Annotated in this window: 28 protein-coding genes; 6 read left to right on the forward strand and 22 right to left on the reverse strand. The window is 58.9% G+C overall.

Features of this window, described 5'->3' with window-relative positions; all coding sequences use genetic code 11:
- The first annotated feature begins 36 nt into the window (after positions 1 to 36).
- A complete protein-coding gene (locus F560_RS22295; protein ID WP_019004137.1) occupies positions 37 to 1,260 on the forward strand; it encodes an MFS transporter in 1,224 nt (407 codons plus the stop codon).
- A 75-nt stretch (positions 1,261 to 1,335) separates the two neighbouring features.
- Here the strand turns inward: F560_RS22295 and F560_RS0102550 are convergent, their stop codons facing one another.
- A complete protein-coding gene (locus F560_RS0102550) occupies positions 1,336 to 1,965 on the reverse strand; it encodes an O-methyltransferase (RefSeq protein WP_026298054.1) in 630 nt (209 codons plus the stop codon).
- Positions 1,966 to 2,236: 271 nt separating this feature from the next.
- On the opposite strand from F560_RS0102550, the gene F560_RS22300 reads away from it, so the two are divergent.
- The 3 genes from F560_RS22300 (at position 2,237) to F560_RS0102565 (ending at position 7,337) form a co-directional block, all read left to right on the forward strand.
- A complete protein-coding gene (locus F560_RS22300; RefSeq protein WP_019004139.1) occupies positions 2,237 to 4,324 on the forward strand; it encodes an LTA synthase family protein in 2,088 nt (695 codons plus the stop codon).
- A gap of 135 nt (positions 4,325 to 4,459) precedes the next feature.
- On the forward strand, positions 4,460 to 5,848 hold the full coding sequence (locus F560_RS0102560) for an MBOAT family O-acyltransferase (protein WP_019004140.1): 1,389 nt from the start codon (positions 4,460 to 4,462) through the stop codon (positions 5,846 to 5,848).
- A gap of 19 nt (positions 5,849 to 5,867) precedes the next feature.
- Positions 5,868 to 7,337: a copper amine oxidase N-terminal domain-containing protein gene (locus F560_RS0102565; protein ID WP_083931943.1), complete on the forward strand. Its 1,470-nt coding sequence runs from the start codon at positions 5,868 to 5,870 to the stop codon at positions 7,335 to 7,337.
- A 94-nt stretch (positions 7,338 to 7,431) separates the two neighbouring features.
- Here F560_RS0102565 and F560_RS0102570 read toward each other — a convergent pair whose 3' ends face one another.
- From F560_RS0102570 to F560_RS0102620, 11 genes are all read right to left on the reverse strand, one after another.
- The gene (locus F560_RS0102570; protein WP_019004142.1) at positions 7,432 to 7,680 is read right to left on the reverse strand and encodes a YuzB family protein; all 249 of its coding nucleotides are present in this window, start codon (positions 7,678 to 7,680) and stop codon (positions 7,432 to 7,434) included.
- Positions 7,667 to 7,969 (reverse strand): heme biosynthesis protein HemY, encoded by a 303-nt coding sequence (locus tag F560_RS0102575; RefSeq protein WP_019004143.1) that lies wholly within the window; start codon positions 7,967 to 7,969, stop codon positions 7,667 to 7,669. Before F560_RS0102575 ends, F560_RS0102570 begins: the two co-directional genes overlap by 14 nt.
- 70 nt (positions 7,970 to 8,039) lie before the next feature.
- Positions 8,040 to 8,309 carry a hypothetical protein gene (locus tag F560_RS0102580; protein ID WP_019004144.1) on the reverse strand — a complete coding sequence of 90 codons (270 nt, stop codon included), beginning with the start codon at positions 8,307 to 8,309 and terminating at the stop codon, positions 8,040 to 8,042.
- Between the two features lie 81 nt (positions 8,310 to 8,390).
- Entirely contained in the window at positions 8,391 to 9,599 is a 1,209-nt protein-coding gene (locus tag F560_RS0102585; protein WP_019004145.1) for a M14 family metallopeptidase, read from the reverse strand.
- A 124-nt stretch (positions 9,600 to 9,723) separates the two neighbouring features.
- On the reverse strand, positions 9,724 to 10,536 hold the full coding sequence (gene racE / locus F560_RS0102590; RefSeq protein ID WP_026298056.1) for a glutamate racemase: 813 nt from the start codon (positions 10,534 to 10,536) through the stop codon (positions 9,724 to 9,726).
- A gap of 151 nt (positions 10,537 to 10,687) precedes the next feature.
- The gene (locus F560_RS22305) at positions 10,688 to 11,008 is read right to left on the reverse strand and encodes a YtxH domain-containing protein (RefSeq protein ID WP_083931955.1); all 321 of its coding nucleotides are present in this window, start codon (positions 11,006 to 11,008) and stop codon (positions 10,688 to 10,690) included.
- 82 nt (positions 11,009 to 11,090) lie between these two features.
- Positions 11,091 to 11,570, reverse strand: a complete 480-nt coding sequence (locus tag F560_RS0102600; protein WP_019004148.1) for a hypothetical protein — start codon at positions 11,568 to 11,570, stop codon at positions 11,091 to 11,093.
- A gap of 150 nt (positions 11,571 to 11,720) precedes the next feature.
- Entirely contained in the window at positions 11,721 to 12,356 is a 636-nt protein-coding gene (locus tag F560_RS0102605; RefSeq protein ID WP_019004149.1) for a helix-turn-helix transcriptional regulator, read from the reverse strand.
- A gap of 261 nt (positions 12,357 to 12,617) precedes the next feature.
- Positions 12,618 to 13,055, reverse strand: a complete 438-nt coding sequence (locus F560_RS0102610; protein WP_019004150.1) for a DUF86 domain-containing protein — start codon at positions 13,053 to 13,055, stop codon at positions 12,618 to 12,620.
- A gap of 6 nt (positions 13,056 to 13,061) precedes the next feature.
- Positions 13,062 to 13,199, reverse strand: a complete 138-nt coding sequence (locus tag F560_RS25450; protein WP_019004151.1) for a hypothetical protein — start codon at positions 13,197 to 13,199, stop codon at positions 13,062 to 13,064.
- Between the two features lie 14 nt (positions 13,200 to 13,213).
- Positions 13,214 to 13,501 (reverse strand): Dabb family protein, encoded by a 288-nt coding sequence (locus F560_RS0102620; protein ID WP_019004152.1) that lies wholly within the window; start codon positions 13,499 to 13,501, stop codon positions 13,214 to 13,216.
- A 115-nt stretch (positions 13,502 to 13,616) separates the two neighbouring features.
- Between F560_RS0102620 and F560_RS0102625 the strand changes: the two genes are divergently transcribed.
- Positions 13,617 to 13,868 (forward strand): hypothetical protein, encoded by a 252-nt coding sequence (locus F560_RS0102625; RefSeq protein WP_019004153.1) that lies wholly within the window; start codon positions 13,617 to 13,619, stop codon positions 13,866 to 13,868.
- 39 nt (positions 13,869 to 13,907) lie between these two features.
- Here F560_RS0102625 and F560_RS0102630 read toward each other — a convergent pair whose 3' ends face one another.
- The 10 genes from F560_RS0102630 to F560_RS22310 form a co-directional block, all read right to left on the reverse strand.
- A complete protein-coding gene (locus F560_RS0102630; protein WP_019004154.1) occupies positions 13,908 to 14,282 on the reverse strand; it encodes a cupredoxin domain-containing protein in 375 nt (124 codons plus the stop codon).
- A gap of 173 nt (positions 14,283 to 14,455) precedes the next feature.
- The gene (locus F560_RS0102635; protein ID WP_019004155.1) at positions 14,456 to 14,896 is read right to left on the reverse strand and encodes a phage holin family protein; all 441 of its coding nucleotides are present in this window, start codon (positions 14,894 to 14,896) and stop codon (positions 14,456 to 14,458) included.
- Positions 14,897 to 15,101: 205 nt separating this feature from the next.
- Positions 15,102 to 15,890, reverse strand: coding sequence for an alpha/beta hydrolase (locus tag F560_RS0102640; protein WP_019004156.1), 789 nt, complete (start codon positions 15,888 to 15,890; stop codon positions 15,102 to 15,104).
- 71 nt (positions 15,891 to 15,961) lie between these two features.
- Entirely contained in the window at positions 15,962 to 16,795 is an 834-nt protein-coding gene (locus tag F560_RS0102645) for a phospholipase D family nuclease (RefSeq protein WP_019004157.1), read from the reverse strand.
- A 227-nt stretch (positions 16,796 to 17,022) separates the two neighbouring features.
- On the reverse strand, positions 17,023 to 17,580 hold the full coding sequence (locus tag F560_RS0102650) for a DJ-1/PfpI family protein (protein ID WP_019004158.1): 558 nt from the start codon (positions 17,578 to 17,580) through the stop codon (positions 17,023 to 17,025).
- Between the two features lie 232 nt (positions 17,581 to 17,812).
- A complete protein-coding gene (locus F560_RS0102660; protein WP_019004160.1) occupies positions 17,813 to 18,679 on the reverse strand; it encodes a ketose-bisphosphate aldolase in 867 nt (288 codons plus the stop codon).
- Positions 18,680 to 19,104: 425 nt separating this feature from the next.
- The gene (locus F560_RS0102665; RefSeq protein ID WP_019004161.1) at positions 19,105 to 20,286 is read right to left on the reverse strand and encodes an ADP-dependent glucokinase/phosphofructokinase; all 1,182 of its coding nucleotides are present in this window, start codon (positions 20,284 to 20,286) and stop codon (positions 19,105 to 19,107) included.
- Positions 20,283 to 21,110 carry a carbohydrate ABC transporter permease gene (locus F560_RS0102670; RefSeq protein ID WP_019004162.1) on the reverse strand — a complete coding sequence of 276 codons (828 nt, stop codon included), beginning with the start codon at positions 21,108 to 21,110 and terminating at the stop codon, positions 20,283 to 20,285. Before F560_RS0102670 ends, F560_RS0102665 begins: the two co-directional genes overlap by 4 nt.
- A gap of 5 nt (positions 21,111 to 21,115) precedes the next feature.
- Positions 21,116 to 22,018, reverse strand: a complete 903-nt coding sequence (locus F560_RS0102675) for a carbohydrate ABC transporter permease (RefSeq protein ID WP_019004163.1) — start codon at positions 22,016 to 22,018, stop codon at positions 21,116 to 21,118.
- A gap of 61 nt (positions 22,019 to 22,079) precedes the next feature.
- The gene (locus F560_RS22310; RefSeq protein ID WP_019004164.1) at positions 22,080 to 23,399 is read right to left on the reverse strand and encodes an ABC transporter substrate-binding protein; all 1,320 of its coding nucleotides are present in this window, start codon (positions 23,397 to 23,399) and stop codon (positions 22,080 to 22,082) included.
- 398 nt (positions 23,400 to 23,797) lie between these two features.
- Between F560_RS22310 and F560_RS0102685 the strand changes: the two genes are divergently transcribed.
- Positions 23,798 to 24,547, forward strand: coding sequence for a DeoR/GlpR family DNA-binding transcription regulator (locus F560_RS0102685; protein ID WP_019004165.1), 750 nt, complete (start codon positions 23,798 to 23,800; stop codon positions 24,545 to 24,547).
- Positions 24,548 to 24,646 lie beyond the last annotated feature (99 nt).

The raw sequence follows: 24,646 nt of genomic DNA on the forward strand, positions 1-24,646 counted from the left end.
AACGATGCAGCTACATCAGACTAGAAGGTGAACGGTTTGCAGCAATGGAAAATCAATCTGGCCGTGCTTTGGGTCGGCAATTTTCTCGTCATGGCCGGTATGACCATGATTACTCCGTTTCTTTCCCTGTACCTGCAGCAGGATCTCGGGGTCGCGGGCGAGCACCGGATTTCGCTATGGGCCGGACTAATCTTCGCAGCGAACTTCGTCACGTCTTTTCTGTTCCAGCCTCTGTGGGGCAAGCTGTCGGACCGTTACGGGCGCAAGATGATGCTTCTCCGCTCCGGGTTCGGGATGTCGATCGTCATCGTTCTGATGGGCATGGCCACCTCTCCTTGGCATCTGCTGCTGCTCCGGATCGCAAACGGCGTCATTTCGGGCTTCTCGCCGGCCGCCGTGTCGCTTGTCTCGGGGGGAACGCCGAAAGAGCGGATGGGCTTTGCCATGGGCACGCTTCAGTCCGGCGCGACGGCGGGGACGATCCTGGGTCCCTTGATCGGCGGGCTGATGGCCGACACCTTCGGTTTCCGTCCGATCTTTTACATGACCGGCACGATGCTGTTTCTCGCTTCGGCGCTGTCCGGTTTTATGATTAAGGAAAATTTCGACCGGGAAGCCGCCGCCCGGAAACCTCAGGCCAGCCTTCTCAAAGGCTTTCGCAACCTGATGCGGATTCCGCAGATGCCCGTGCTTTTGTCCATAACGTTTCTCATTCAGTTCGCCATGCTCAGTCCGATGGCGCTGATCCCCATTTACGTGCAGCAGTTGCATGGGACGACCGAAAACCTGGCGTTCTGGGCCGGCTTCGTCGGCGCCGTCACCGGATTGTCCAACATGGTGTCCGCGCCGGTTCTGGGCAGGATCAGCGACCGCGTCGGCCCGAAATGGATTTTGCTTGTCTCGCTGATCGGCGCGGGACTGATGTTCATCCCGCAGTCGTTCGTCGGCACCGTCGGACAGCTGCTCGTCTGCCGCTTTCTGCTCGGCTGCTTCATGGGAGGCCTGATTCCGACCGTCAACGCCCTCATCCGGCGCTACACGCCGGACGGCCAGGACAGCCGGGCCTTCGGCTTCAACAGCAGCGCCCTCGCGCTCGGCAACATGACCGGCCCCGTAACCGGGGGCGTGCTGTCCGGCCTGATCGGCATCGAAGGGCTGTTCATCATGTCGGGCCTCTTTCTGTTCGCGACGTCGCTGTGGACTTATGTCATGCTCATCCGCCGCGACGGCGGCTTCTCCGCCGGCTCCGAGCGGCGCTGACCGGCGGAACTTCCGTGCCGGCCGGTCCGGATGCAAACGGCGCCGGTTTCAAGGACGGCGCTCCCTGCCGCCCTTTCACTTGACCATCGCCAGCGCCAAGCCGTCGAAGGCGGGCAGATGAGCGCCGATAAGCCGCTCGTCCTGCGCGATCCGGCGGTTGAATTCGCGCATTGCCCGTACGGCCGGCCCCTGCTTGTCCGGATTCAGCGTCCGACCGCGCAGCAGCGTGTTGTCCGCGGCGATTACCGCGCCGGGCTCGGCCAGGCGTATCGCCCACTCGAGATACGCCGGATAGTTCTCCTTGTCCGCATCGATAAAGAAAAAGTCGAATTTCCTCCCGTCCGCTTCGAGTTTTTCCAAGCTGTCCGCCGCGTTGCCCACGATCATTTCGACCTTGTCCGCGAACCCTGCGGCGGCCAGATTCGCCCGGGCCAGCTCGGCATACTCCGGCTTGAGCTCCAGCGAGGTAAGCGTCCCGCCCGCCCGCAGGCCTCTGGCGAGGCACACGCCGCTGTAGCCGCCCAGCGCCCCGATCTCAAGCGCCGCCTTCGCGCCCGTCGCGGCCGCAAGCAGCGTCAGCAGCCGTCCGTATGCGGGCTCGACCGATATTTCCGGCATTCCCCTTTCCCTGATCGATTCTTCGATTCGCGCAAGCTCCCGGTCTTCCGGAAACAACGATTCGAAATAGACCTCCGGCTCCGTCATCCCTTCTTCATCCTTTCCGCGCCGAAACAATCGGCATCCCCCGAAAGTCCGGCTTTCTGTTTTCCCGGCCTTGTTCTTCTCTATTGTAGCGGATCGCCGAACCGGCGCAAATCGCGGCGATTTTCCTCCGCCTTGCCGCCTCCGGCGCTTCCTCGCGAATTTGTAACCGACTTGCCGTTTCCGATATACTGTTTTGTGGCGAAAAATTTACAGAACGATTACATTCTCCTAACAAAAAGAGACTTGAAATCGGGAAAGGAAGCGGTTCAACGTGATTTCGCAATTGCAAACCGCCGCGCGCAGCGGCATTCGGCTTTCGCTTCGCGGCCTGCGAAAGTGGCCGTACGGGGGAGCCATGCTGTTTATCGCGGCGATGCTCTACAAGCTCAATTGGCTGGACGGACAATTGAACGTCGGCGGGATGAATCCCTGGAAATGGACGGTCAATCTCGGCGCGATGGTGCTGGCGACCTTCTGGACCGTATGGCTCGGCCGCCGGACCCGCGCGGTCGTTCTCGCCTGCCTCGATATCGTCTTCTCGGCCGTCATGCTGGCCGATCTGGTTTATTTCCGCTATTTTAAAGATTTCATTTCCGTCCCCGTGCTGCTTCAGGCCGGACAAGTCGGCGAACTGGAAGACAGCATCTGGAATTTGATCCATCCGGGAGACTGGGTTCTGCTTGCCGACCTTCCGGCGGCCGTGGCGATCGCCGTCTTCGTCTGCTGGAGGCTTCGTCCCTCCAGGCTCGAACGGCTGGGACAACCGCGCCCCCGAAAATCGCTCAAGGCCGTCCTGCTGCGCCTTGCCCTCGGCGTCGCGCTGCTCGTCGGCGGCATCTACATGATCGCCGTGCCGGTCAATATTCAAAAGAACGGCTGGGCCAGAGGCCTGTTTGTCGGCAACTGGTGGAACGTTCCGATCTATAACGTGACGGGACTGTTCGGCTTCCACGGCTACGACGCTTACCGCTACGCAAAAGAGCACTGGTTCGGCAGCGGCCCGAGCCAAGCCGACATCCAGGAAGCGGAGGAATGGTTCGACAAGCGGGCCGCCCTGCAGAAGCAGGCCGAGACCGAGCCGATGTTCGGCGCCTACAAGGGCAAAAACGTGCTGATCGTGCAGGCCGAGGCGTTCCAGACGTTTGTCATCGGCCAATCGGTGAACGGAAAGGAAATTACCCCGAATCTCAACAAGCTGATCGGCCAAAGCCTGTATTTTCCGAACTTCTATCATCAGACGGGACAAGGCCGCACGTCCGACGCGGACTTCCTGACGAACTGTTCCCTGCATCCGATGCCGACGGGCTCCGTGTTTATCCGGTTCGCGGACCATACCTACAACTGCCTCCCGTCGATCCTGAACGGGCAAGGATACGATACGACCGTGCATCACGCATATGAAGGCAGCTTCTGGAACCGCAACAACATGTACCGCAATATGCAATACGCCGATTTTTACACGATCAAAGACTATACGAACGACGAACCGCTTGGCTGGTCGCTCGGGGACAAATCGTTTTTCCGCCAGACGATCGACCAGTTGAAGCAGCGCGACAAATCGCCTTTTTACGCGTTTGCCATCACGATTTCCGGGCATCACCCTTACAACCTGCCTTCCACGGCGACCCATTTCGACGCGGGACCGTTCGAAGGCACCACGTTCGGCGATTACCTGAAAGCGTCCCACTACGTCGACGAAGCGGTCGGCGAGCTCGTGCAGCGGCTGAAGGACGAAGGCTTGTGGGACAACACGATCCTCATGTTCTACGGCGACCACGACAACTCGCTTTATGACGCGGAGCCCTACGAGAAATTGTTCGGTCGCAAGCTGTCCGACCAGGTGAAGGACGCCCTTCAGCGCAAAGTGCCGTTCTTCATTCATTTTCCGAACGACGCGCATGCCGGCGTCATCGAAAAACCGGTCGGGCAAATCGACACGACGCCGACGGTGCTCCAACTGCTGGGCATCCCCGCCTCCGGGTACAAGCTGATGGGCGTCAGCATGCTGTCGGAAGCGGAAGCTCCGGTCGTCTTCCGGAACGGGGGCTTCGCGACGAAGCAAGTCTATTTCGTGCCTTCCGACGACGGAATCTTGGAGCACGGGACGTGCTACCTGGCCGAAACCGGCGAACCGACCGAAATGTCCGCCTGCCAAGCCGGAGCCGAGGCGGCCCGGCTCGAATTGAAGGTGTCCGACCTGGTCGTCGAGCACGATCTCATCCCGACGCTGTTCGACAGCGCGAACGGCGCAAGCGGCGATACGAGCGGCGGCAACGCGGGCGGAGAGAAGGCGAACGAAGAGAACCCGAGCGCGGCAAAAGAAGCCGGGTCGAACGCGGCGCCGCCGGCCGCGCCTTGACGTGAAACCCTCTGGCAAAGTTTAAGAAAATAAGCATGGACGACGGGTGGACTTTTGTTTACCATTATTGAGGATGGTTCTGCAACTTTCAGCAGCAACCGACAAAAGGCAGCCGCCGAAAGAAAGAGGGACGTCATGCTTTTTAATTCTTATCCGTTCATTTTCGTATTCTGGCCGGTGACGGCCGTCGTCTATTTCCTGCTGATCCGATTCAGATGGACGCTAGCGGCCAAAGGCTGGCTGGCGCTGGCATCGCTGTTTTTCTACGGATACTGGGACTACAAGTATGTTCCGCTCATTTTGGGCTCGATTCTGTTCAACTATTTGACCGGACGCTGGATCGCGTCCGTTTCGGGCTCGGCCGTCGGCAAGCGCAAAGCGATTCTCGCCTTCGGCATCGTGGTCGACGTGGCGCTGCTCGGCTACTACAAATACGCGAACTTTTTCCTGGAAAACTTAAGCGAGCTTACCGGGCATCATTATCCGCTGCTGCAAATCGTATTGCCGCTTGGCATCAGCTTTTTCACGTTTACCCAAATCGCGTTTCTGGTCGACGCTTATCGCGGCAAAGTGCACGAAACGAACTTCGTGAGCTACGTGCTGTTCGTGACGTTTTTCCCTCACCTGATCGCCGGCCCGATCCTTCACCACGGTGAAATGATGCCGCAGTTCGACCGGCTCCGCAATAAAGTATGGAACTGGTCGAACGCGGCCAAGGGACTGTTTTTGTTTTGCATCGGCCTGTTCAAAAAGGTGGTCATCGCCGACACGTTCGCCATCTACGCCAACGACGGCTTCAAGTCGGCGACTCAATTTACGGACTCGTGGGTAGCGTCGCTCTCGTATACGCTTCAGCTCTATTTCGATTTCAGCGGCTATACGGACATGGCCATCGGGATCGCCCTGTTTTTCAATATCGTGCTGCCGCAAAACTTCAATTCGCCGTACAAGGCGGTCTCGATTACCGATTTCTGGAGACGGTGGCATATGACGCTCAGCCGCTGGCTGCGCGATTACATCTACATACCGCTCGGAGGCAACCGGAAAGGCTTCGCCCGGGCCAACGTCAACCTGATCATCGTCTTTTTCATAGGCGGCTTGTGGCACGGCGCCGGCTGGACCTTTATTTTGTGGGGACTTTTGCACGGTTTCGGACAAGCGCTGCAGCGCGTCTGGACGCGGCGGGGCCGTCCGCTGCCCAAGTGGCTGGCCATCGCGGTTACGTTCCTGTTCGTGAACGTGACCTGGGTGTTCTTCCGGGCGGAGAACGTCGATCAGGCGCTCCGCATTCTCAAAGGCATGGCGGGAATGAACGGCCTCGGCCTGGACCAGCTTTCCAGCTTCGTCTTCCCGATTTTACTGTTCGCCGTCTTTCTGCCGATCGTCTTCTTCGCGAAGAACTCGTCCGAACGGGCGGAAGCCTTCCGCCCGAGCGTCAAGACCGCGCTGGGGATGGCGGTGCTGTTCATCGTCTCGCTGCTCTATTTGAATCGCATCAGCGAGTTCCTGTATTTCAATTTCTAGGAAAGGCGTGACCACTTCGATGACTTCATCGTCCAACGCTATGCTGCAAACGAATCGAAGCGTCCCCAAGCGGGTCCGCGCCAGACGTTTTTGTCTTTCGTTTGTGTTCTATTCCATTATTGTAGCCGTTGCGGTCGCACTGCTTACCGTATGGATCGACCCGCTGCAGTTTTACCATAAAGCGACGTGGTACAACGCCCGGTTCTCGACCGAAGAACGGTACCAGAATCCGGGTCTGGCCAAAAACTTCGATTACGATACCATCATTATCGGAACCTCGATGACCGAAAATTTCGTTCCGTCCCAAGTCGGCGAGCAATTGGGCGGAAAAGTGATGAAGCTGTCGATGGAGGGCTCGATCTCGGAAGAGCATTACCAAATGGCCCGCCTCGCGCTGAGCACCGGCAAGGTCAAAAAGGTGCTGTGGGGGCTCGATTATTTTTCGCTGAAAAGCAAGGCGGCCGACAGCAACTACGAGCTGCCCAAATACATGTACGACGACAAGTGGTGGAACGATTACCCGTATTGGTTCAACTACACCGTATACGAGCAGTTTTTCAAAAGCGTCATGCTGCAGCTCAAAGGCACGCCGAAACAGAACCTCGACTATTTGAGCAACTGGAACTGGATGGTCACTTTCGGCAAGGAGCGGGTGGCCAAAGCCTACGACAAGGCGAACGCGGAGGAAGGCTACTTCGGGCTGGACGAAGAGGCGCCGGAATCGCTCAAGGTCAACTTCGACCATAATATTCTGTCGCTGGTCAAGGACCACCCGGACGTGGAGTTCATTTTCTACTATCCGCCTTACAGCGTGCTGCGGCAGGTCGTCTGGTACAACACGAATCCGACCCGGTTCGGCTACCAGATCGAAATGCGCAAATGGATGTACGAGCAATTCGCCCAATATCCGAACGTCAAGCTGTACGATTTCCAAACGGCGGATTGGACGTACGATCTGGACTTGTACAAGGACTTGTCCCACCACCATATGGACGTCAACAAGTGGATCGCCGAAGCGATCGGCAAGGACGATTCCAAGTACCGGGTGACGGACGACAACGTGGATGCGCTGAACGACAGCCTGATCGCGGCCGCGGAGAACGCCGTCATGACCCCGGAATACGAAGTGGTGAATTTCTCCACGCTGCTGAGCGGCCAAAAGCACGTCTTCACCGGACGGTTGCTCCAGGAGGACGGCAAGGACCTGCTCGTGCCGGTCAAGCAGCTCGCCTCCGAGCTGGGCGCGGAGCTGACGTGGGACCAGGCGACGAAGACCGCTGTCTTAAAGCGCGGGGATCGCGAGCTGAAGCTGACGATGGGCAGCACCGACGCGGTCTCCTCCGGCCAAACCGTCAAGCTGGAATACGCGCCGCGGCTGATCGGCGGCACGTCGCTTGTCCCGCTCGGCTTCGCCGCCGGGGAACTGGGCTACAAGACCGAGCTTTCGCAGCTTGAGGACGGAACGACGCAGCTTTCGATAACCGAATAGGGTCCGAACCGCCAAAAAGGCTGTCCTTGCAAAACGCGTCGAGCGTTTTGCGCAAGGACAGCCTTTTATGGCAAATAGCCGTAGAATGGCGGGATTATTTCAAAAAAGAACGGGCCTTTTCGATGGCTTCGTCCTCGGTCGGCGCCGTGACATAGCGGCCGTTCACGAAAATGAAGGCGCGTTTGGCGCAGGGGCCGCAATACGATTTGCAGCCCACTTTGATTTCCGCATCGGGATCGAGCTTCTTCAGCTTCGCCAAAGCCGTCTTCAGCCGAAGATGCCGGCATTTGTCGCAGATGCGGATATCGTTCTTTTTTTTGACGGTCGTTTCAGTGGTCGCCATGATTGCCCTTCGACGGATTGGTGATGACAAAGCCTTCCTGCGGAAAATACAAATAATCGATCATGACGCCGTCGAGAAACTCGTCGCCCGACTTCAGCAGCACGTCGATCCCTTTATCGGTCGACACGATTTCGTCCCCGTCGCCGGGTTTGTCCAAATCGAGGCCGTAATGGGCATGATCCCCGTGGCTGTGCGTCACGAATACCCGCAGCTTCAATCCCTCATTCTCCGGCTTATCCAATTCCTTTCGCAGCACTTTGGCGGCATTGCGCGTAATTTTGCATTTCATTGTCGATCGCTCCCGTTCCTTATGAAGGTCTTGTTCTATTGTAATGAAACGGAACCGGCTGCGCAACCGCTCATTTGCTCCGATCCGGCAGTTCCGGCGCGCCAAGACCGTATTTACGCTCCATCCTGCCGGCGAACCACCCGGCCAGAGCCACGGTAAAGGCGATGTCGTCAACGGGCATAAACGGCATCCAATCGGGCAGCACCCAATACAGCAGGACGGGCACGACAAGCAGCAGCTTGTCCGCAAGGGAAACCCGGGGCGAACGCAAAATGCGCCATACCCTGGAAGGCAGCCGCATCCACAGTTTCGCCCACGATTTCGCAGATCTTCGGGACATTCCATCTCCCCCTTCGCGCGGCGGCCCGCACTCGCGGCGGGCCCTCCATACGAAAAGTGTACCCGTTCAACCCCTCTTCCATCAATCGGACAGCTCCATCGCCGCCGCCAGCAACGACTGCACTTCCGGGTACCATTCGGCAAGCGATTCGAGCGGCAGCGGATTTCGTCCCCATCCCGCCTCTACCGTAAAGCCGGGACGTCCGAATTCGGAGATGAACCAGTCTTTGAAGCCCGCATCGCTGCCTTCCAGCCGCACCGGCCGGTAACCGGAGGCCCTGCCCAGCCGCTGCGCCCATGCCAGCGAGTGCCGCGGCTCCATCCCCCGGTAGTTCCAATAAATCTCCTCGCCTTGCGTATGAAAAGCGATCGCCGCATGGAAATCCGTCTCTCTGGTAAATTCGGCAAGAGCTTTCGCTTCCGGTTCCGTAAGCGGCGCCGTGCCGCCGTAATCCCGCGGTCCCGGGCCGTCCGCGCCCCTTCGGAGCCGCTCTTCCTCCCAATGCGCGGGGAACTGGTCGTTCAGATCGACGCCGCGCGCATTCGCCTTCCAGCGGTGAAACCGGTCGCTGCCGCCGTTCCAGCGCACAAGCTCCCGGTACCGGGGATGATCGGGAGCGATGCCTTCCACGACCAGGTCGACGCCGTCGGGATTCACCATCGGCACGACCCACAGCGTGCATTTCGCATACAAGGCGGTCGCCTGCTTGCCCCCGAAGGCGATTTTTCTTTTGCACGCTTTCGCATAATCTTCGACAAAGCGCATCAGCGCAAGCGAGGTGATCCATTCGTTCGCGTGCACCGCACCGTTCGCTTGCAGGCGAAACGGGCCTTCCCCGATCCGCAAGGCATAGATCGGCTTTCCCAATGCGCTTTTGCCGATCACGCAAGTGGTGATGAACGGGTACAGCCGCTTCAAAGCGTCCAGATCCCGCTCCAACTGATGCGAGCCGTACTCCGCCGTCAGACGGACAACCCGCTCCCTTTCCGGCGAAGGAATTTCGATGATCTGGCCTTCCTCCAGTCGCTGCCCCCATGCCTCCGCATTCATTTCCTGCAGGCGGGCCAAGGAGACTTGCGTTTTGCCGGCGATGGTTTCCCACGTTTCTCCCCGCTGAACGACATATCGACGAGGCAGCCTTACGGGCACCTGAACGAGCTCCCCGGGAATGAGGGGCTCTCCGTGCCACTGCGGATTGAATGCCGCCCAGGAAGACGGCGAGATGCCGAAACGGGCGGCGATGCGTCTTGGCGTGTCCCCGGGCTGCACGACATAACCGATCGTATTCATGCTTCTCCTCACCCTTCGTTCCGGATTCTTTTCGTTATATGAAGGATGGGGCCTCGATATGATTCCGCAAAAAAAGAAGGCGGCCGTCAGGCTGCCTGGGAAAACCGGCTCCGATTTTCGATTGTTACGCGCCGACGCGGCGAACCTGCCAGACGACAGGCGTAAGACGGATCTGCTCGCCGAGCCAATCCTGGGCGATAACCTGGAATTTCTTCGGATCGCCGCTGCAGAAAAACTGATGAACCGGCACCTCTTCGTTTCTTGCGAGCATATTCTTTTCATGCAATATCGTGCTGATTTCGCGGGCCGTTTCATATGCCGAGCTGATAAGGGTGACTTTGGGCCCCATGACTTCGGAAATCGTGTCGGCCAGAAACGGATAATGCGTGCAACCGAGAATAAGGCAGTCCATCGGAAAGCCGCGAAGCGGCAGCAGATCGTTCGCGACCGTATCGCGCGCGTCCTGCGAACGGTAATGGCCGTCTTCGACAAGCGGAACGAAGTTCGGACAGGCCTTGGTCACTACGCGAACAAGCGGGGACAATTGCCTGAGCGCCTGCTCGTAAGCCCCGCTGTTGATTGTTCCTTCGGTGCCGATGACGCCCACGACCCCTGTTTTGGTCCGCCCGATCGCGGCGCGGGCGCCCGGATTGATGACGCCGATGACCGGAATGCCGACCCTTGACCGGATATCCTCCAGGGCGATCGCGGTAGCGGTGTTGCAGGCGATGACAACCATCTTCGGCTTGTACTGAATCAAGTAATCGACGATCTCGCGGGTGAAGCGAACGATTTCCTCCGCCGGACGCGGACCGTACGGGGCACGTGCGGTGTCGCCGAAATACAATATTTTCTCTCTGGGCAACTGACGCATCACTTCCCGAACGACAGTCAGCCCTCCTACGCCGGAGTCCAGGACTGCGATCGCTTGTTGCACGTGAACACCGCTTTCTGCATGAGTTGATAAAGGAACATGATACTTTATGAGTCCGCGCGACAAAAGGTACCTATGTTGACGCCTATTCGGCCCTTACGCGAACAAACCGCCCTGCGGGAGCGGGCGGTTCGGTCTGGCGCGGCAACGCGCGTCAGAGAGCGGATGTTTCTTCCGATTCGTTCTGATCGGCGGAAGCAACGAAAGCCGTCTCTTCGCCGCCGTCTTTTTTGCCGAACTTCGAACGCAAGCCGGATGCCAGATCGGAGGTTTTTCTCGCGATCGACTGGGCGGTTGCCCCGGCCTGCCGCCCCAGATCGGCGGTTTTCTCGATCGTCAGCTGCGCCGTGTCGGCAATATCTTTGCGCAGCTCCTTGCCCGGCTTCGGCGCAAACAGCAAAGCCGTTACGGCCCCGGTCAGCGCGCCCGCCACCGTTCCCCAAACGAACGATTTGACGATTTTTCTGTCTGCCATTTTCGTTTTTCTCCTTCCCTTGCGAAAGCCGCCGTCGATCTTCGTGGCGCGATCCCGCGTCCCGGATTCCAAGCGGACCCGCCTATTGTCGCCCGCATTCGTCCTTTTGCCCGGGCGGAGGGTTCGGTGCGCCGCTGCCGCGCCGGCGCGCGTACTGCCACAGGCTCCACAGCGTCTCCGACCAGTCGATCGCTTCCCCGATATGGCGCCTCTGCCGTTCCGCCGCTTCGGACATATGCTGCGCGATTCGCCCGCTCCACATATGGGCCGCATCCGCCGCCGTCCGCGCCGCGTGCCGGGCGGCCTCGCCGAGCGCCCGCCCCCCTTCCGCAAGCGCCTCGAGTCCTTGCAGCAGCGCTCCGACCTTGGCGGCTGACTCGGCCGCTTCCCGGCCAAGACGGCGCCATTGCCGCAGGGCCGTTTCCGCTTCGCGGTCGAGCCTGCTTACGGCCGCGTTCCAGCGGTCAAGCGACCGAAGCAAGGCGACAACCGCAAGCGCAATCGCCGCAGCGGCCGTCAAGCACAAGAACGCCACCGCGTAACCAGCCAGCTCCCACGCCATTTGGGAAGCACCTCCCCATCCCCTTGTTGCGGCATCCGCCGCAGGCAGCCGTGACAAATGCCTATGCGGCTACAACCAGTATAAGAAGATTGGGCTCGTCTTGACACACGCCGACAAAAAATAACGGCCGTTCCATTCGGCCGTTATTTTTTACGTTTTGGGCCTGATCGCGTAGGCGCAGCGAATGCCGCCGTCGGCAAGGCACTCCGTGCGCTCGACGTCGGCTTCCAGAAGCTGCCGGAACAGCGATTTCTCGCATTGGCAGGCCTGACGATACTTGCCCGCCACCATGGCGATCGGGCAGTTGTATTCGTACAGGTAGTAGACCTCTTCCTCGTTGCCGGACTCCCATTCGGCCATGTACCCCCCGGCATTCTGAATGGAAGACAGCTCCGCAACGCGCTCCTTAAGACTTCTTCCGGTCATGCGGTCGCGGTAACGGGACGCAAGCTTATCCCGACGGCCGGCAAACAACCGGTCAACCGCGTCCGCGCCTGCCGTCTCTTCCAGCTCGGACAGCAGCTCAAGCGTCAGGTGCGGATAATTTTTCGGAAACAAATCGTCCGCCCGTTCGGTCAGCCTATAGCGATAGGACGGTCTGCCCATGGCCTGTCGGACAAGCGACGAGCGTACCAGGCCGTCCTTCTCCAACGTATGAACGTGGCGCCGAACCGCCACCTCGGTAATCGCCAGCGCCTTTGACAGCTCGCTTATGCTTAAGCCGCCCTGCGTCTTCAGAAGCCGGATCAGGCGGTAACGCGTCGATCCCTCTTCCTGCTGCAGCATGTGCATCCCACTCCTTCCGGTTCGGCCTGAGACCGGCGCCGCGAGTTGTCGTCCTGACTTGGACTTATAAGCCTATTGTAGCGGAAGAGGCCCGGCGCGTAAATTTATTTATGAAACATAAACGTTCGCAAAGTTAGCCATGGCGATGCGCCACGCCGGAACAAAGGAACGGAAAGCATAAAAAAACGGGCCGGCATCGGCCCGTGAAACGTTCGGATGATCCGAAACGATTTTTCGGTTTTTCGCGGAACGCCGTCCCCGCTACCGCTTTTCCCAAGGATCAAGCTCGCGGCGCAAATACGCCCTGATGTCCTCCGCAAAGGCGGTCAAAAGCTCCGGCAATTCGCCGGACAGCGGATGCAGCTCGCGGCGCGGCCAGCGGTCGTAATCCTGCACAAGCGGTCTGCGCAGCGTCACCAGCCGCCGCAGCGCCTGCGCGCGCGCTTCCGGAATTACGCCCTCTCCGGCGATGACATCGACGATATCCTCGTAGCTGCTGGCGTCGCGCATCATGAATCCGTCGATAAGCGAGCTTCCGATATCCGTCACGATTTCCAGCGCCAGATGCAGAATTCGTTCCTGAGCCAGTCCCTGCAGCGTCGACGCCGTCCAGCTTTCGTTCAATTCCCGCTGCGCGGCGACCAGTTCGGGAATGCAGTCGAGCCGGCGTTCGATACCTTCGCGGTTTACGTAGTACATTTCGGTTCAACCCCTGTCGTCGCGGCCTTTGCGTTTGTTTTTCCGTTTCAGCCATACCACCATTACGACGGCGCTGATGAGAATGACGAGCAAATACGTCAGCATTTCATACAGATCGCCGGCACCGGAATCCGTCGTATTCACCGCAATTCTCCCTCTCAGCTTTCGTAATCCACGCTGACGGACGATTCCCGCACCGCCGCCATATGCTCGATAACCTTTTTATGTACCGGATGCACCTGGTAAGCCTGCAGCGCTTCCAGCGAAGCGTGCTTGGTCGTCAACGCGATATCGTACGAACGCTCCGAGTGCAGCACGTCGACGCCGACTTCGATCGAGAGCAGTTCGTCGATTTTGCCTTCCATATCGCGCAGCACCTGCGCCGTTCTGGCGACGCTCTCCGGACTGCGGTCCTTCAGTTTGAACAAAACGATATGCGTGATCATCGGTCATGTCTCCTTCGGTTAAGTTTGAAGATGTCCGGGACTTCGCCGAATGAGCGCTTTCCTCCAAGCGCATACTAAGGCGGAAGAAACGCCGCATCGAGAAAGGAAGACTTGCATGCGCTATGCCGTCACCTTGACGTGTACGCTTTTCGGGTTGGCGCTGTGCCTGTTTAACGCCACCGGTTACGATCCCCATAACATCTTTCTGTTTATGCTCAGCGTTCCCGTCTGGTTCGTCGAAGTCTTCTCCGACATACACCGGGTCAGCACAGGAACCGTGTACGTGCTCACGGTGCTCAGCTGGGCGGTTATCGGCTATTTGTGCGATCGGTTGCTGGAGCGGTCCCGCGGCGCGAAACAAACCTGAATCCGTCAAAAAAGGAGCCCGCGCGGCTCCTTTTTATTGTTATTCTACAATAATTTTGGACACCATGCCAGCATGGCCTTGTCCGCACATAATCGAACAGTGCATTTCATACGTACCCGGGGTGTCGAAGGTGACTTCCGCTCTCGGATTGTCCTTGGTCAGGTTAATGCCCAGTTCCTTGATTTCCGCGCCGTGGTTGCCCAATTTGTTCGAGAAACTGAGGACGTACGTCGTGCCCGCTTTCACATGGTATTCCGCTTGGTCAAAATTGAAGTTGGTCGCCGATATTTTCAACAGTTCCTGTCCTTCCGCCAGTTCCTCTTCCTTCGGTCTTTCCGGCAATCCGGTCGCAAGCAAGTAAACGCCGAACAGACAGGCGACGATAATCAAGGCTGGCATAATCCTCTTGTGCATTGATGCTCCCCCTGCTTCTTCAAATGTCCATCACTTATTCTACCTAAAATGGGCAATCGAACTCAACTATTGATTGGGAAATATCGTCAACTTTTTTTCACATATGACAAAATGATGAACAATCGGCTGCAGAAAACGTTCAAACGACCGGAAAAAGGGAAAGGATGGCAATTTCAGGATTGCGGGGGACCGTTTCCGGAACCGGAGGCATCGTTCTTTTTGTCCCCTTCGGCACGGTTGCGCAGAATGAGGACGGCCTGACGAAGGCGCGGGGGAATCGGCAGCCCTATCCTGCCGTAGTTTTCCAGAACGGACAGCAGCTCGTTGGCGGTATAAAACAGAATCGCGCCGCCCATCGCCAGCTCGGTGCCGAGCAATACGTCGATCCGGTGCGCCAAAAGGATGACGAGCAGCATGAGTCCTTTTTTGGTCAACCCCCAAAATCCGAAGGCGCTGCTCAGGCCTTTCCCTTCCCGCAGCGACGCGGCAACTCCGCTCACGTAGTCGATGCCCATCACGACAAGCAAAAACGTCAGCGATTCCGGCCAGACTCCAAAAGCAAACGTCAGTATGGACCCGCAGATGACGCATGCAATACCGAAGTGCGGATGCACGGCACGTCGTCCTCCTTTCCCGCCAGCGGGATTTGAAAAGTTGCGATTCATATTAATATACTCCGGCGGGAAAGGCGGAGAAACGTTCGAATGCCCGTCCGACCGCTTCGCTGTCACCATTTGGATGCTCGTCCCGATTCCGGCGGCCCGTTTCCGGAGCCCCCCTTGCGGTTTATCGCGAAGTTGGTTGAAATCGCATGCCGACTCAAAAACCGTTCAGCTTCAGCCAGGAAGCGCACGCGTCCGTCCAGCCGCCGACGTGCGGATCGTCTTCCGCCAGGCCCAGGCCGTGCCGGCCATGCGCATAAACATGCAGGTCGAACGGCACCCCGCGCTTGCGGAGCGCAGCGGCGAACATCAGGCTGTTCTCCACCGGGACCGCCGCGTCGTCGGACGTATGCCACAAAAAGACCGGGGGCGTGTCCGCCGCAACCTGATCTTCGCTGCTGAGCAGCGCAATCCGGTCGTCCTCGGGCTCCGGTCCGAGCAAATTCAGGCGCGATCCGGCATGCGTGAACGGATCGCGCATCGTGATGACCGGGTAACAGAGGATCGTCAGATCGGGTCGGCTCGACTGCCGTTCCACGGGATCGTCCGCTTCCGGACGTCCGGCGTCGAAGCGCGTTCCCGCCGTCGAGGCCAGATGACCGCCGGCGGAAAAACCGAGGATGCCCACCCGGCCGGGATCGATCCCGAAACGGTCCGCTTCGTGCCGCACCGTGCGAATGGCCCGCTGGGCGTCCAGCAAGGCGCACGGATAACGGTAAGGGGCGACGCGATACCGCAGGACAAACGCGGAAATGCCGATGGAATTCAGCCACAATGCGACGGGTTCGGCTTCGTGGGCAGCCCTCATCCCGTACCCGCCGCCCGGGCAAACGATAACCGCCGGATTTCCTTTCCCCTCCAGCAAATACGGAAAAATCGCCGGACGGTCCTCGTCCGCGTCTCCCATCGCATAAGGCGCTCCTTCCGGCCACAACAACTGTTCCATTCGAATCCTCCCCCGAGATTTGGCTGCGCGCGTATTGGCAGCCTGCGAACCAAGCGGCTTGCCGTCTGCGCTTACTTCGCCGGACGGTATCCGGCCGCTACGGCGTCCTCTTCCGTGCAGAACATCTCTTCGGGCTTGGTCTGCTCGTAAGACGGGCCGCCGGGAACGTGATAAATTTTGTCCCCCTTGGCATTGATGTTCCCCTTGATTTGCGGGTTCGTGCACGGCGCCGGAGAGGACGGCCCGGAGGAAGATTCCTCGGCCTCCTCTTCCGCCTCCGTTTCCTTCGCCGTCCGCCCGGCGCCGGAGGAAGCTTTCCGTTCCGGCTGGGCAATCCGCGCTTCCAGCGTCTCGAACCGGTCGTTGTCGTTCCACATGCGCTCGAACTCGTCCGCGAACGCCCCGGCGATCGTGGGATTGTCGATCACCACGAGCATCTCGTCGTTTCTCGTGCTGGCGGCTTTGGAATAGTTGAACGAGCCGGTGGACGCCTTCTTCTTGTCGGCTATCGTCATCTTCAAATGCATCAGGCCGTCGTGCTTGTTGACTTTCATCGGAATGCCCGCGCTGCCGAGCAGCTTGACCGCTTCCCCTTGCGTCTTGCCGGACAACTGCGACCGGTCCGTAATGATGCGGACGGCGACGCCGCGCTGATGCGCTTTCTTAATCGCCTGCACGATGTCCGGATGCGTCAGGCTGTAAATCGCAATGTCGAGCGTTTCCTTTGCCCCGTCGATCAGGGCGATCAATTCCCGCTCCGGATGCTGATCCGCCTGCGTAAAAGCCCAAACGATCTGATTTTCCTCCATGGAAGCCGTGGCGGGCTTCCCTTGCTGGCCGGCTGCGCAGCCGCCGAGCAGAAGAAGCGCCAGCCCCGCCGCAGCCGCTTTCCATCCTTTCCTCAATGCGGTTTCACTCCCGGGTGCTTGTCTCTTGAAGTCTGTTCGTTTCGAAGCGTTTTGCTCCCTATCCTTCCAAACTCATATTCTATTACATTCGCGGGCGGATCGAAATAGCGGTATTCGGAGCGGCTCCGGCGGGAACGGCGCTTTCGGCGTCCGAAGAAAAAGGAAAGCTGCCCCCGGTCTTTGCGGACCGAGGGCAGCCGGCGGCCAAATGCGGATGGTCCGCGTTATCGAAGCAGCTTGATCAGCTCGCGCATAAATCCGGGCAAGTCGGGCCAGGCGTGTCCCGTGACGAGCTTGCCGTCCACGTGCACCGTTCCTTCGGCATACCGGGCGCCAAGCGACTCGATATCGAGCCGGCAGGCGGAATAGGCGCTCATCGTTTTTCCCTGGAAGTACGACCGGTCCCGAAGCGCCAGGAACGCCAGCGGCCCGTGGCAGATCGCCCCGATCGGCTTGTCGGATTCGATGAAATGGCCGATAATGCGCGGCAGCTCGGGATGGTTGCGGATATATTCGGGAGCGCGTCCGCCGGGAATGACAAGCGCGTCGTATCGGGCAGGATCCACATCGGCGAACGCGACATGGGCCTGCAGCAGATGCGCGGGCTTCTCCGAATACGTTTCCCATCCCTCGACGAAGTCGTGGCAAACCGTATGCAGCGTTTTTGCCGCCGGAGCGGCGATGACGGCATCGAACCCTTCCTCCAAAAGCCGGTAATACGGATAATAAACCTCCAGCACCTCGACGGCGTCGCCTGTCAAAATCAGCACCCTTTTGGACATTGTCCCACTCCCTTGCCAAAATCGTAAGCCAATGCGGCCCCTTTCATTATGGTTGAATGGCGTAAACGCGGTCAATGGTTCCAAAGGCAGATTCATCCTCGAAATTTGGCATCCGGGCTGCTTGAGCGCCCTATGCCGCGAAGTCCGGACGCGGCTTTTCGCCCACCAGCAGCTCCGCCGCCCGCCTTCTTGCCTCGGCTGGATCGAGCCCACCGCTCATCGCTTGCCCCCCTCACGCATACAAGCTGCGCTTGCCGACGGAGCCGAACAGTTCCATTTTCCGGCCGATCAGCTCCTTCGCCGCTTCGATCGCGGACGGGAACAAGACGGTCGGCTCGCACTCGTTCGGCCGTTCCGCTAAATTTTGCCGCAGCCGGCCGAAAAACGCTTTTTTCATCTCCGTCGAAATGTTGACCTTGCAAATGCCGAGACGGATCGACTCCGCCACTTCCTCGGGCGAATTGTCGGAACCGCCGTGCAGCACAAGCGGAACCGGCACGAGCGAGGCGATCTCTTTGAGGCGGTCGAGCTGCAGCTTCGGCTTCCGCGACTTCGGGTACATGCCGTGCGCCGTACCGATCGCGACGGCAAGCGTATCGGCTCCCGTCCGCTCGACAAACTCCCGGGCTTCCTGCGGGTCCGTATACAAGATTTCGTCGCTGCCTCCTTCCATGCTGCCTTCCGCCTGGCCTACCGTTCCCAGCTCGGCCTCGACCGTGACGCCGACGGCTCTGGCAATCGCCACCGCTTCCCGGGTGATGCGGATATTTTCCTCGAACGGCTTCGTCGAAGCGTCGATCATCACCGACGTAAATCCGCAGCGGATGGCGCGGACAATGTGCTCCACGCTGCCGCCGTGGTCAAGGTGAATGACGGTCGGCACCTTCGCCTTGTTCGCGATGTCCCGGCAGTAGGCGACGAAGCTGTCCGTGAGAAATTCAAGCTCGGACGGGTGAATGGCCAGAATGACCGGGGATTCGAGCCGCTCGGCGGTCTCCATGATCGCCCGCAAATACTCCCCGTTTCCGACATTGAACGCGCCTACGGCGAACCTGTGCTTTTGTGCGACCGACAGCAATTCTTTCATCGTGATCAACAAGTTGTTCCTCTCCCTTATGTTTATGATTTTTAAAATGGCTGATCGCGTTCGGTTAGGCAGAACTTCGCTTCAGGCTTCAGGGAAGGTTCGGCTCTTTCATTGAGCAAAACCCTTCTCTAGTTGCCTCAATCGCAATCAGGGATACCGGTTGCCGTTTTTTCGCCTGTGCAGTTGCCTTTTCCGCATGTATTTCATCCGCCCGAACGATATTGGACGCTCATACGAAGTTTAGTTGCTGTTTCGACACTTCGATCGCCTTCCCTCACCGAAAAGGGCGCTGCCGTTGCGGAAATGGCAATTGCGATCGCGCGCATGCTCGAATCTCCCCTTATGGCTGAGACGCGACCAGCGACTGCGCAAGCGACGATCCGGAGCCCGTCCGTTTTGGCCGAGACGATTCGTTTTCGAAAACGAAACCGCCGTCTTCAATCGTCGAGGCCGGGAGCGAAGGCCAGCAGCCCGGCGGCGAAGGTGTCGCCGAGCCCGATCGTGCCGACGACCTGCTTCACCTCAAGCGCCGGCACGACGCAAATATGCCGCATCCCCGCTGCCGCGCCGGCCAGCCGGACGCCTCTCGCGTTCGGCGGAAGCCCGGAGGCGATCGCTTCGATTTCCTCCGCCGTGCAAAACCGACCGGTCGCCGCCCGCGCGGCGGCGAAACGGATGCCCCCGCCAAGCGCCGGCTCCCACTTCCGCGCTTCCCCGTCCGAGACGCAGACCGCGAACTGATGGGTGTGCACGATCAAATTCCGCACGCCGAGGCGAATTCTCGCTTCGCCGAGCCGGTCCAGCAGCTCCGCGTCGGGCAGCTTGAGCAGGGCGCCCTCCAGCCCGAGCAGCTCGGCCATCTCGTCTTCGTTGCATCCGACGCTCCGCACCAGCGGCTTGAAACGACGGATGACGCCGAGCTGTTCCTCCCGGGAAAAAAAGGCCGCCAGTTCCAGATGAACCGGAATCGGGTGCGAGCCAAGCGACCGAAGAAACCGGACCTGTTCCCCGATCAGATCCGCAGCCTCCTCCGGCGAGTCGGCGGCGTTGTAGCCGGACACGAGCAGGGCGCGGAACCGGTCCGCCGAACCCTTAAGCCGCGCGGCGAACTCCGGGGCGATCAGGCCGCCGGCGAATTCGCCGGTGCCGCGCAAAATGATCCGGTTTGCCCGTCCGTTCCGGTTGTACTCCAGAATATAGTGAACGGGCGCTTCCTTTCCGTTCCCCCGCTCCTCTTCGAGCCCTTCATGGTTCAGCAGAAAATCGTACTCCGCCGTCCAGGCCGGCACGTTGACCATCGCGGGGCAGCCGGCCGCCGCAGCCGCCCGCGCGGCCTGAAGCCCCGTTCCGCCGACCGACCACGTCCAGTCCGCCAGACCGCGCAGTTCGCGCAGCATGCGCTCGCAGGTCACGATGTACTCGCCGCCGCGTCCGGCGCGCATATTCCATTCGACCGCGCCCGCCAGATCGGTCCAGGAATGCAGATACATGCCCGGCCGCTTAGGCGTAGGCGGCTCGCTTCCCGATTCGCAGCGGCTCCGCAGCTTTTCCAGCAGCTTCCCGTCGAGCGATGCCTTTGCGTCGATATTGGCCGTAAATCCGCAGGCAATTCCCTTCATCCTTTGACCGCCCCTCCCGTCAGCCCTTTGGCGAGCTTGTTCTCAAACAGCAGCACGAGCGCAACGAGCGGAAGCGTCACCACGACCGAAGCCGCCGACACATCTCCCCAGGGCACGTAAAACATTTGCGGAAACAAGGCGATGCCTACCGGAATCGTCTGCGTGCTCACCTTGTTGGTCAGCGTAAGCGCGATAAGAAATTCGTTCCACGAAGCGATGAAAACGAGCAATCCCGCCGTCACCAGTCCCGGCATCGCCAGCGGAAGCGCAATTTGCCAAAAGGTGCGAACGGGGCCGCACCCGTCCACCGCCGCCGCTTCCTCCAGTCCCGCGGGCAAGTCCTTGAAAAAGCCGTACAGCAGCCAGACGCAAAGCGGAAGGCAGAACAGCATGTAGGACAGCACAAGTCCGGCATGCGTATTGTAAAGGCCGATCTTGCGGATCATCGCATAGAGCGGCGCGATGATGGCGATCTGGGGAAACATCGACGTCGCCAGAAACAACCCCAGCCACAAGCTCTTGCCCTTGATCGGCAGCCTCGCGATCGCGTAGGCCGCCATGCTGCCCAGCAGCAGGCTGATTGCGGTAACGGAGAAGGCCACGATCGCGCTGTTGGCGATAAAGCGGACAAAAACCGAATGAAATACGTTGGCGTAATGGTCAAACGTCACCTCGCGGGGAAGGATCGGGGGGAGCGTGTTCAAATCCCGGTCCAGCTTGAGCGACGTAATCCCTTGCCACAGCAGCGGGCCAATGTTCAGAAACACGACGAGAGCCGCCGCCAGGCCGAGTCCCAAAGCCTTTATTTGCCGATTGAGCGTCATCTTGTTCACCCGCCTTCGATTCGCCCGTACGCGCGGCGCTGCACATATTGCAAAACCCTGGCGAGAATCAGCACGGAAACGGCCATGACCGCCGCCATCGCCGCCCCGTAGCCTACTTGGGCGGAAGAGAATGTCGTCTTGTAAGCATAGCTGGACAGCACTTCCGTCGCGTTGGCGGGACCGCCCCCGGTCAGCACGTAAATCAGGTCGAACACCCTGAACGCGTCGAGCGTTCGCAATAGCAGCGCCGTCACAAGCGTCGGCAGCAGAAGCGGAAGCGTAATCAGGCGAAACCGCTGCAGAGAAGTCGCGCCGTCGATCGCGGCCGCTTCGTAAATGTCCTCGGAAATCGTCTGCATGCCGGCGAGCAGAATCAGCGCCATGAACGGAGTCGTTTTCCACACGTCGGCGATAATGACGGCCCACATGGCGCTCGCCCGGTCGCCGAGCCAGTTCGGATAGGAAGAAATCAGATGCAGCCGCTCCAGCGCGTAGTTGATGAAGCCGAAATCGGCGTTAAACAGCCACTGCCACATGCTGGCGGAAACGACGGTCGGAATCGCCCACGGAATCAGCACGCTTGCCCGAACCCACTTCCGGCCCGGCAGGCGTTTGTCCAGCAGCACGGCGAAGCTCAGTCCGATCGCCGTCTCCAGCGCCACCGAAACCGCGGTAAACAGCCACGTATTGCGATAGGCCAAATGAAACCAGACGTCATCCAGCAGCTTCGCATAATTGCCCAAGCCGACAAACCGGGAAGGCGCGTTCAGAAAGGTGGCGTCGTACAGGCTAAGCAGCAGCGTCCGGACGACCGGATAAAATCCGATCGCCGTCAAAATCGCCAGCGACGGCGCGAGAAACAGGTAGCCGGTCAGGACGGCTCCCCGATGCCTGCGCGATCTTTTCATGGATTCAACCGCCTTTCGGGCCTGTCAGGGGGCGGCTTCTTGCACGCCCCCCTGACGTCCGTTAGTTCAAAATCGCTTGAATATCGCGGTCCAGCATTTCCACCGCTTTCTCGACGCTTAGCGAGCCCGTGAGCGCGGCCGATACGGTCGCCTGCAGCTTCAAAGAAATTTGCGGATACTTCGGCGTGACCGGACGGGCCACCGTACCGTTGAATACGTCGGCCAGCTCGGTCAGGAACGGAGATTCCTTGCGCAGTTCCTCGTCCTCCAGGACGGCGGGACGCGTCGGGCTGAACGCTACCTTTTTGGCGTAATAAAGCTGCGACTCCCGGCTGGATAGAAATTGCGCAAACTTGATCGCCGCTTCCTTGTTTTTGGCATTTTTCGCCACCATGAACTGGTAGCCTCCCATCGTCGACGCGCTTTTGCCCCCTTCGAAAGACGGCAGCGGAGCGACGCCGACCTTCCCGGCGACCTTCGAATTGGCCGGATCCTGCGAAGCGTCCCATACGTACGACCAGTTGCGGAGAAAGATCGCATTCCCGTCCGTAAAGACCGTGCGGCTCGGCTCCTCATCGTAGGACAACAGCGATTTCGGGCTGATGCCGTTGTCAAGCGTGCTTTTCATGAACGAAAGCGCTTTGATCGTTTCCGGCGAGTTAATGACGCTCTTCTCGTTTTCGTCGACGATCGCCCCGCCGGCGCTGGTCAGAAATTCGACAAAATCGCACACGAGCACTTCGGCCTGCTTGCCCTGCCAGAGGAAGCCCTCCAGCTTCGGATTTTGCTCCTTTTCTTTGATCAGCTTGGCCGTTTCGACCAGTTCCTCCCACGTTTTCGGCACCGGCCGGCCGTACTTTTCCAGCAAATCCTTGCGGTAGTACAGCATGCCTCCGTCCACATACCACGGAATGGCGGCAAGCTTGCCTTGATACGTCAGAGCCTCGATGACGCCCGGATAATACTGATCCTTTTCCACATAATCGTCCATTGCTTCCGTCCAGCCGGCCGAAGCGAACTCCGGCACCCACACCACATCTCCGGTGAACACGTCGATATCGTTCTGGCCGGAGGATAGCGCCGTGACGAGATATTGGTGAATTTCCGTGCTTTTGGACGGAGGGGGCAGCTGATGCACTTCCACATGAATGCCGGGATTCCGGGCTTCGAACTGTTTGACCAGCTCGGTCCAGGAATCTTCCCCGAACGTCTTGATGCCCGCGAAGCGGATGGTGACCTTCTCTCCGTCAGCCGGCTTCGAAGCCGAGGAGGACGGGCTTGCGCCGCCGCTCCCGGAACCCGATCCGCAGCCGCCGACAACCGTTGAAATGAAGGCTATTGCCGCCAGCCAGCCCGCGATCCGTTTCTTTGTTCCTTTCAAGTCAAACCCTCCCGATTTCCTAATTGATCATTCCGAAAAACAAGCAAAACAAATCGCCAATCCTTTTTACCACCTCGCTTGTTTTGTAGCGCTTACATGTTTGTTTGTCGTTTATAATAGATCATAAAACTCAAATAGTCAACAATTAAAAAACATTTTTTGTTTGTTTTCAAACGAACAAATAATTTCATTTGCCCCCTCCCCCAATCCGTCCCGGTTTTGCGCGTTTGATCACGGTAATCCCGTCCCTTTTCGCCAAGGCTTAAAACCGAATTTTGCGTAAACGGCACCGTTTTTGAAATAATATTTGTTGAATTGAAGCTTCATTTGCAATAAAATGTTTGTAAACGAACAGTTTTACGTTTGGTTTTGATGGATCATGCAAGGGGGAATCCCGAATGTCGGAAAAACGGCTGGACAGGCTTTCCGAGCTGATCAAGCAGCAGGGAAGCATGTCCGTTCAGGAACTGATGGATTACTTTCAAGTATCGGACATGACGATCCGCAGGGATTTGCAGAAACTGGAGCAGACCGGCAAATTTCAGCGTTTTCACGGGGGAATCCGGTTTGTCGATGAAACGCACCTGGATAAAAGGGAGGCTTGCCAACAGGAGGAAAAGATGCGGATCGCACGCTACTGCCTGACCCAACTGCAGCCGCGCGACACCATCATTCTCGACTCGGGAACGACCACCATCCAGATCGCGACGGCGATCGCGGAGTCGGATATTCGCGATATTACGGTCATCACCAACTCTCTTGCCGCCGCCCACCGGCTGCGGAATGCGGAGCATATCAGCCTGATCGTAAGCGGAGGGGAGCTCCGGCACAGTTCCCAATCGTTTGTCGGCAGCACCTGCCGTTCGTTTTTCGAGAACATTTATGTCAACAAGGCGTTTATCGCTACAGGCGGCATTACCGAGAAAGGCTTCTCTACGGCCAATTTCGCCGAAGCGGAAATCAAGCTCTGCATGGCCAAAGCCAGCGCGCGCACGTATTTCGTCGCCGATTCGACGAAATTCGGGCAACGTTCGCTCAACTTCTTCGCTCCCCTCGAAGCCGCGAATGTTCTGGTGACGGATGACGGGGTGCCGGAGGAATGGGACGCGCTTTGCGCCCAACATCAGATCGAGCTGGTGAAGGTTTGAGGCAGTCTGCCGCGTGTTGTTTTCCGCCCGAAGGCCGGAAAACGGAAAGACCGCCGCGATGATCGCAGCGGCCTTTCCGTCGCAGCCGGCGCCCGATAT

It is taken from the genome of Cohnella laeviribosi DSM 21336, assembly GCF_000378425.1.
Lineage (GTDB): Bacteria > Bacillota > Bacilli > Paenibacillales > Paenibacillaceae > Cohnella > Cohnella laeviribosi.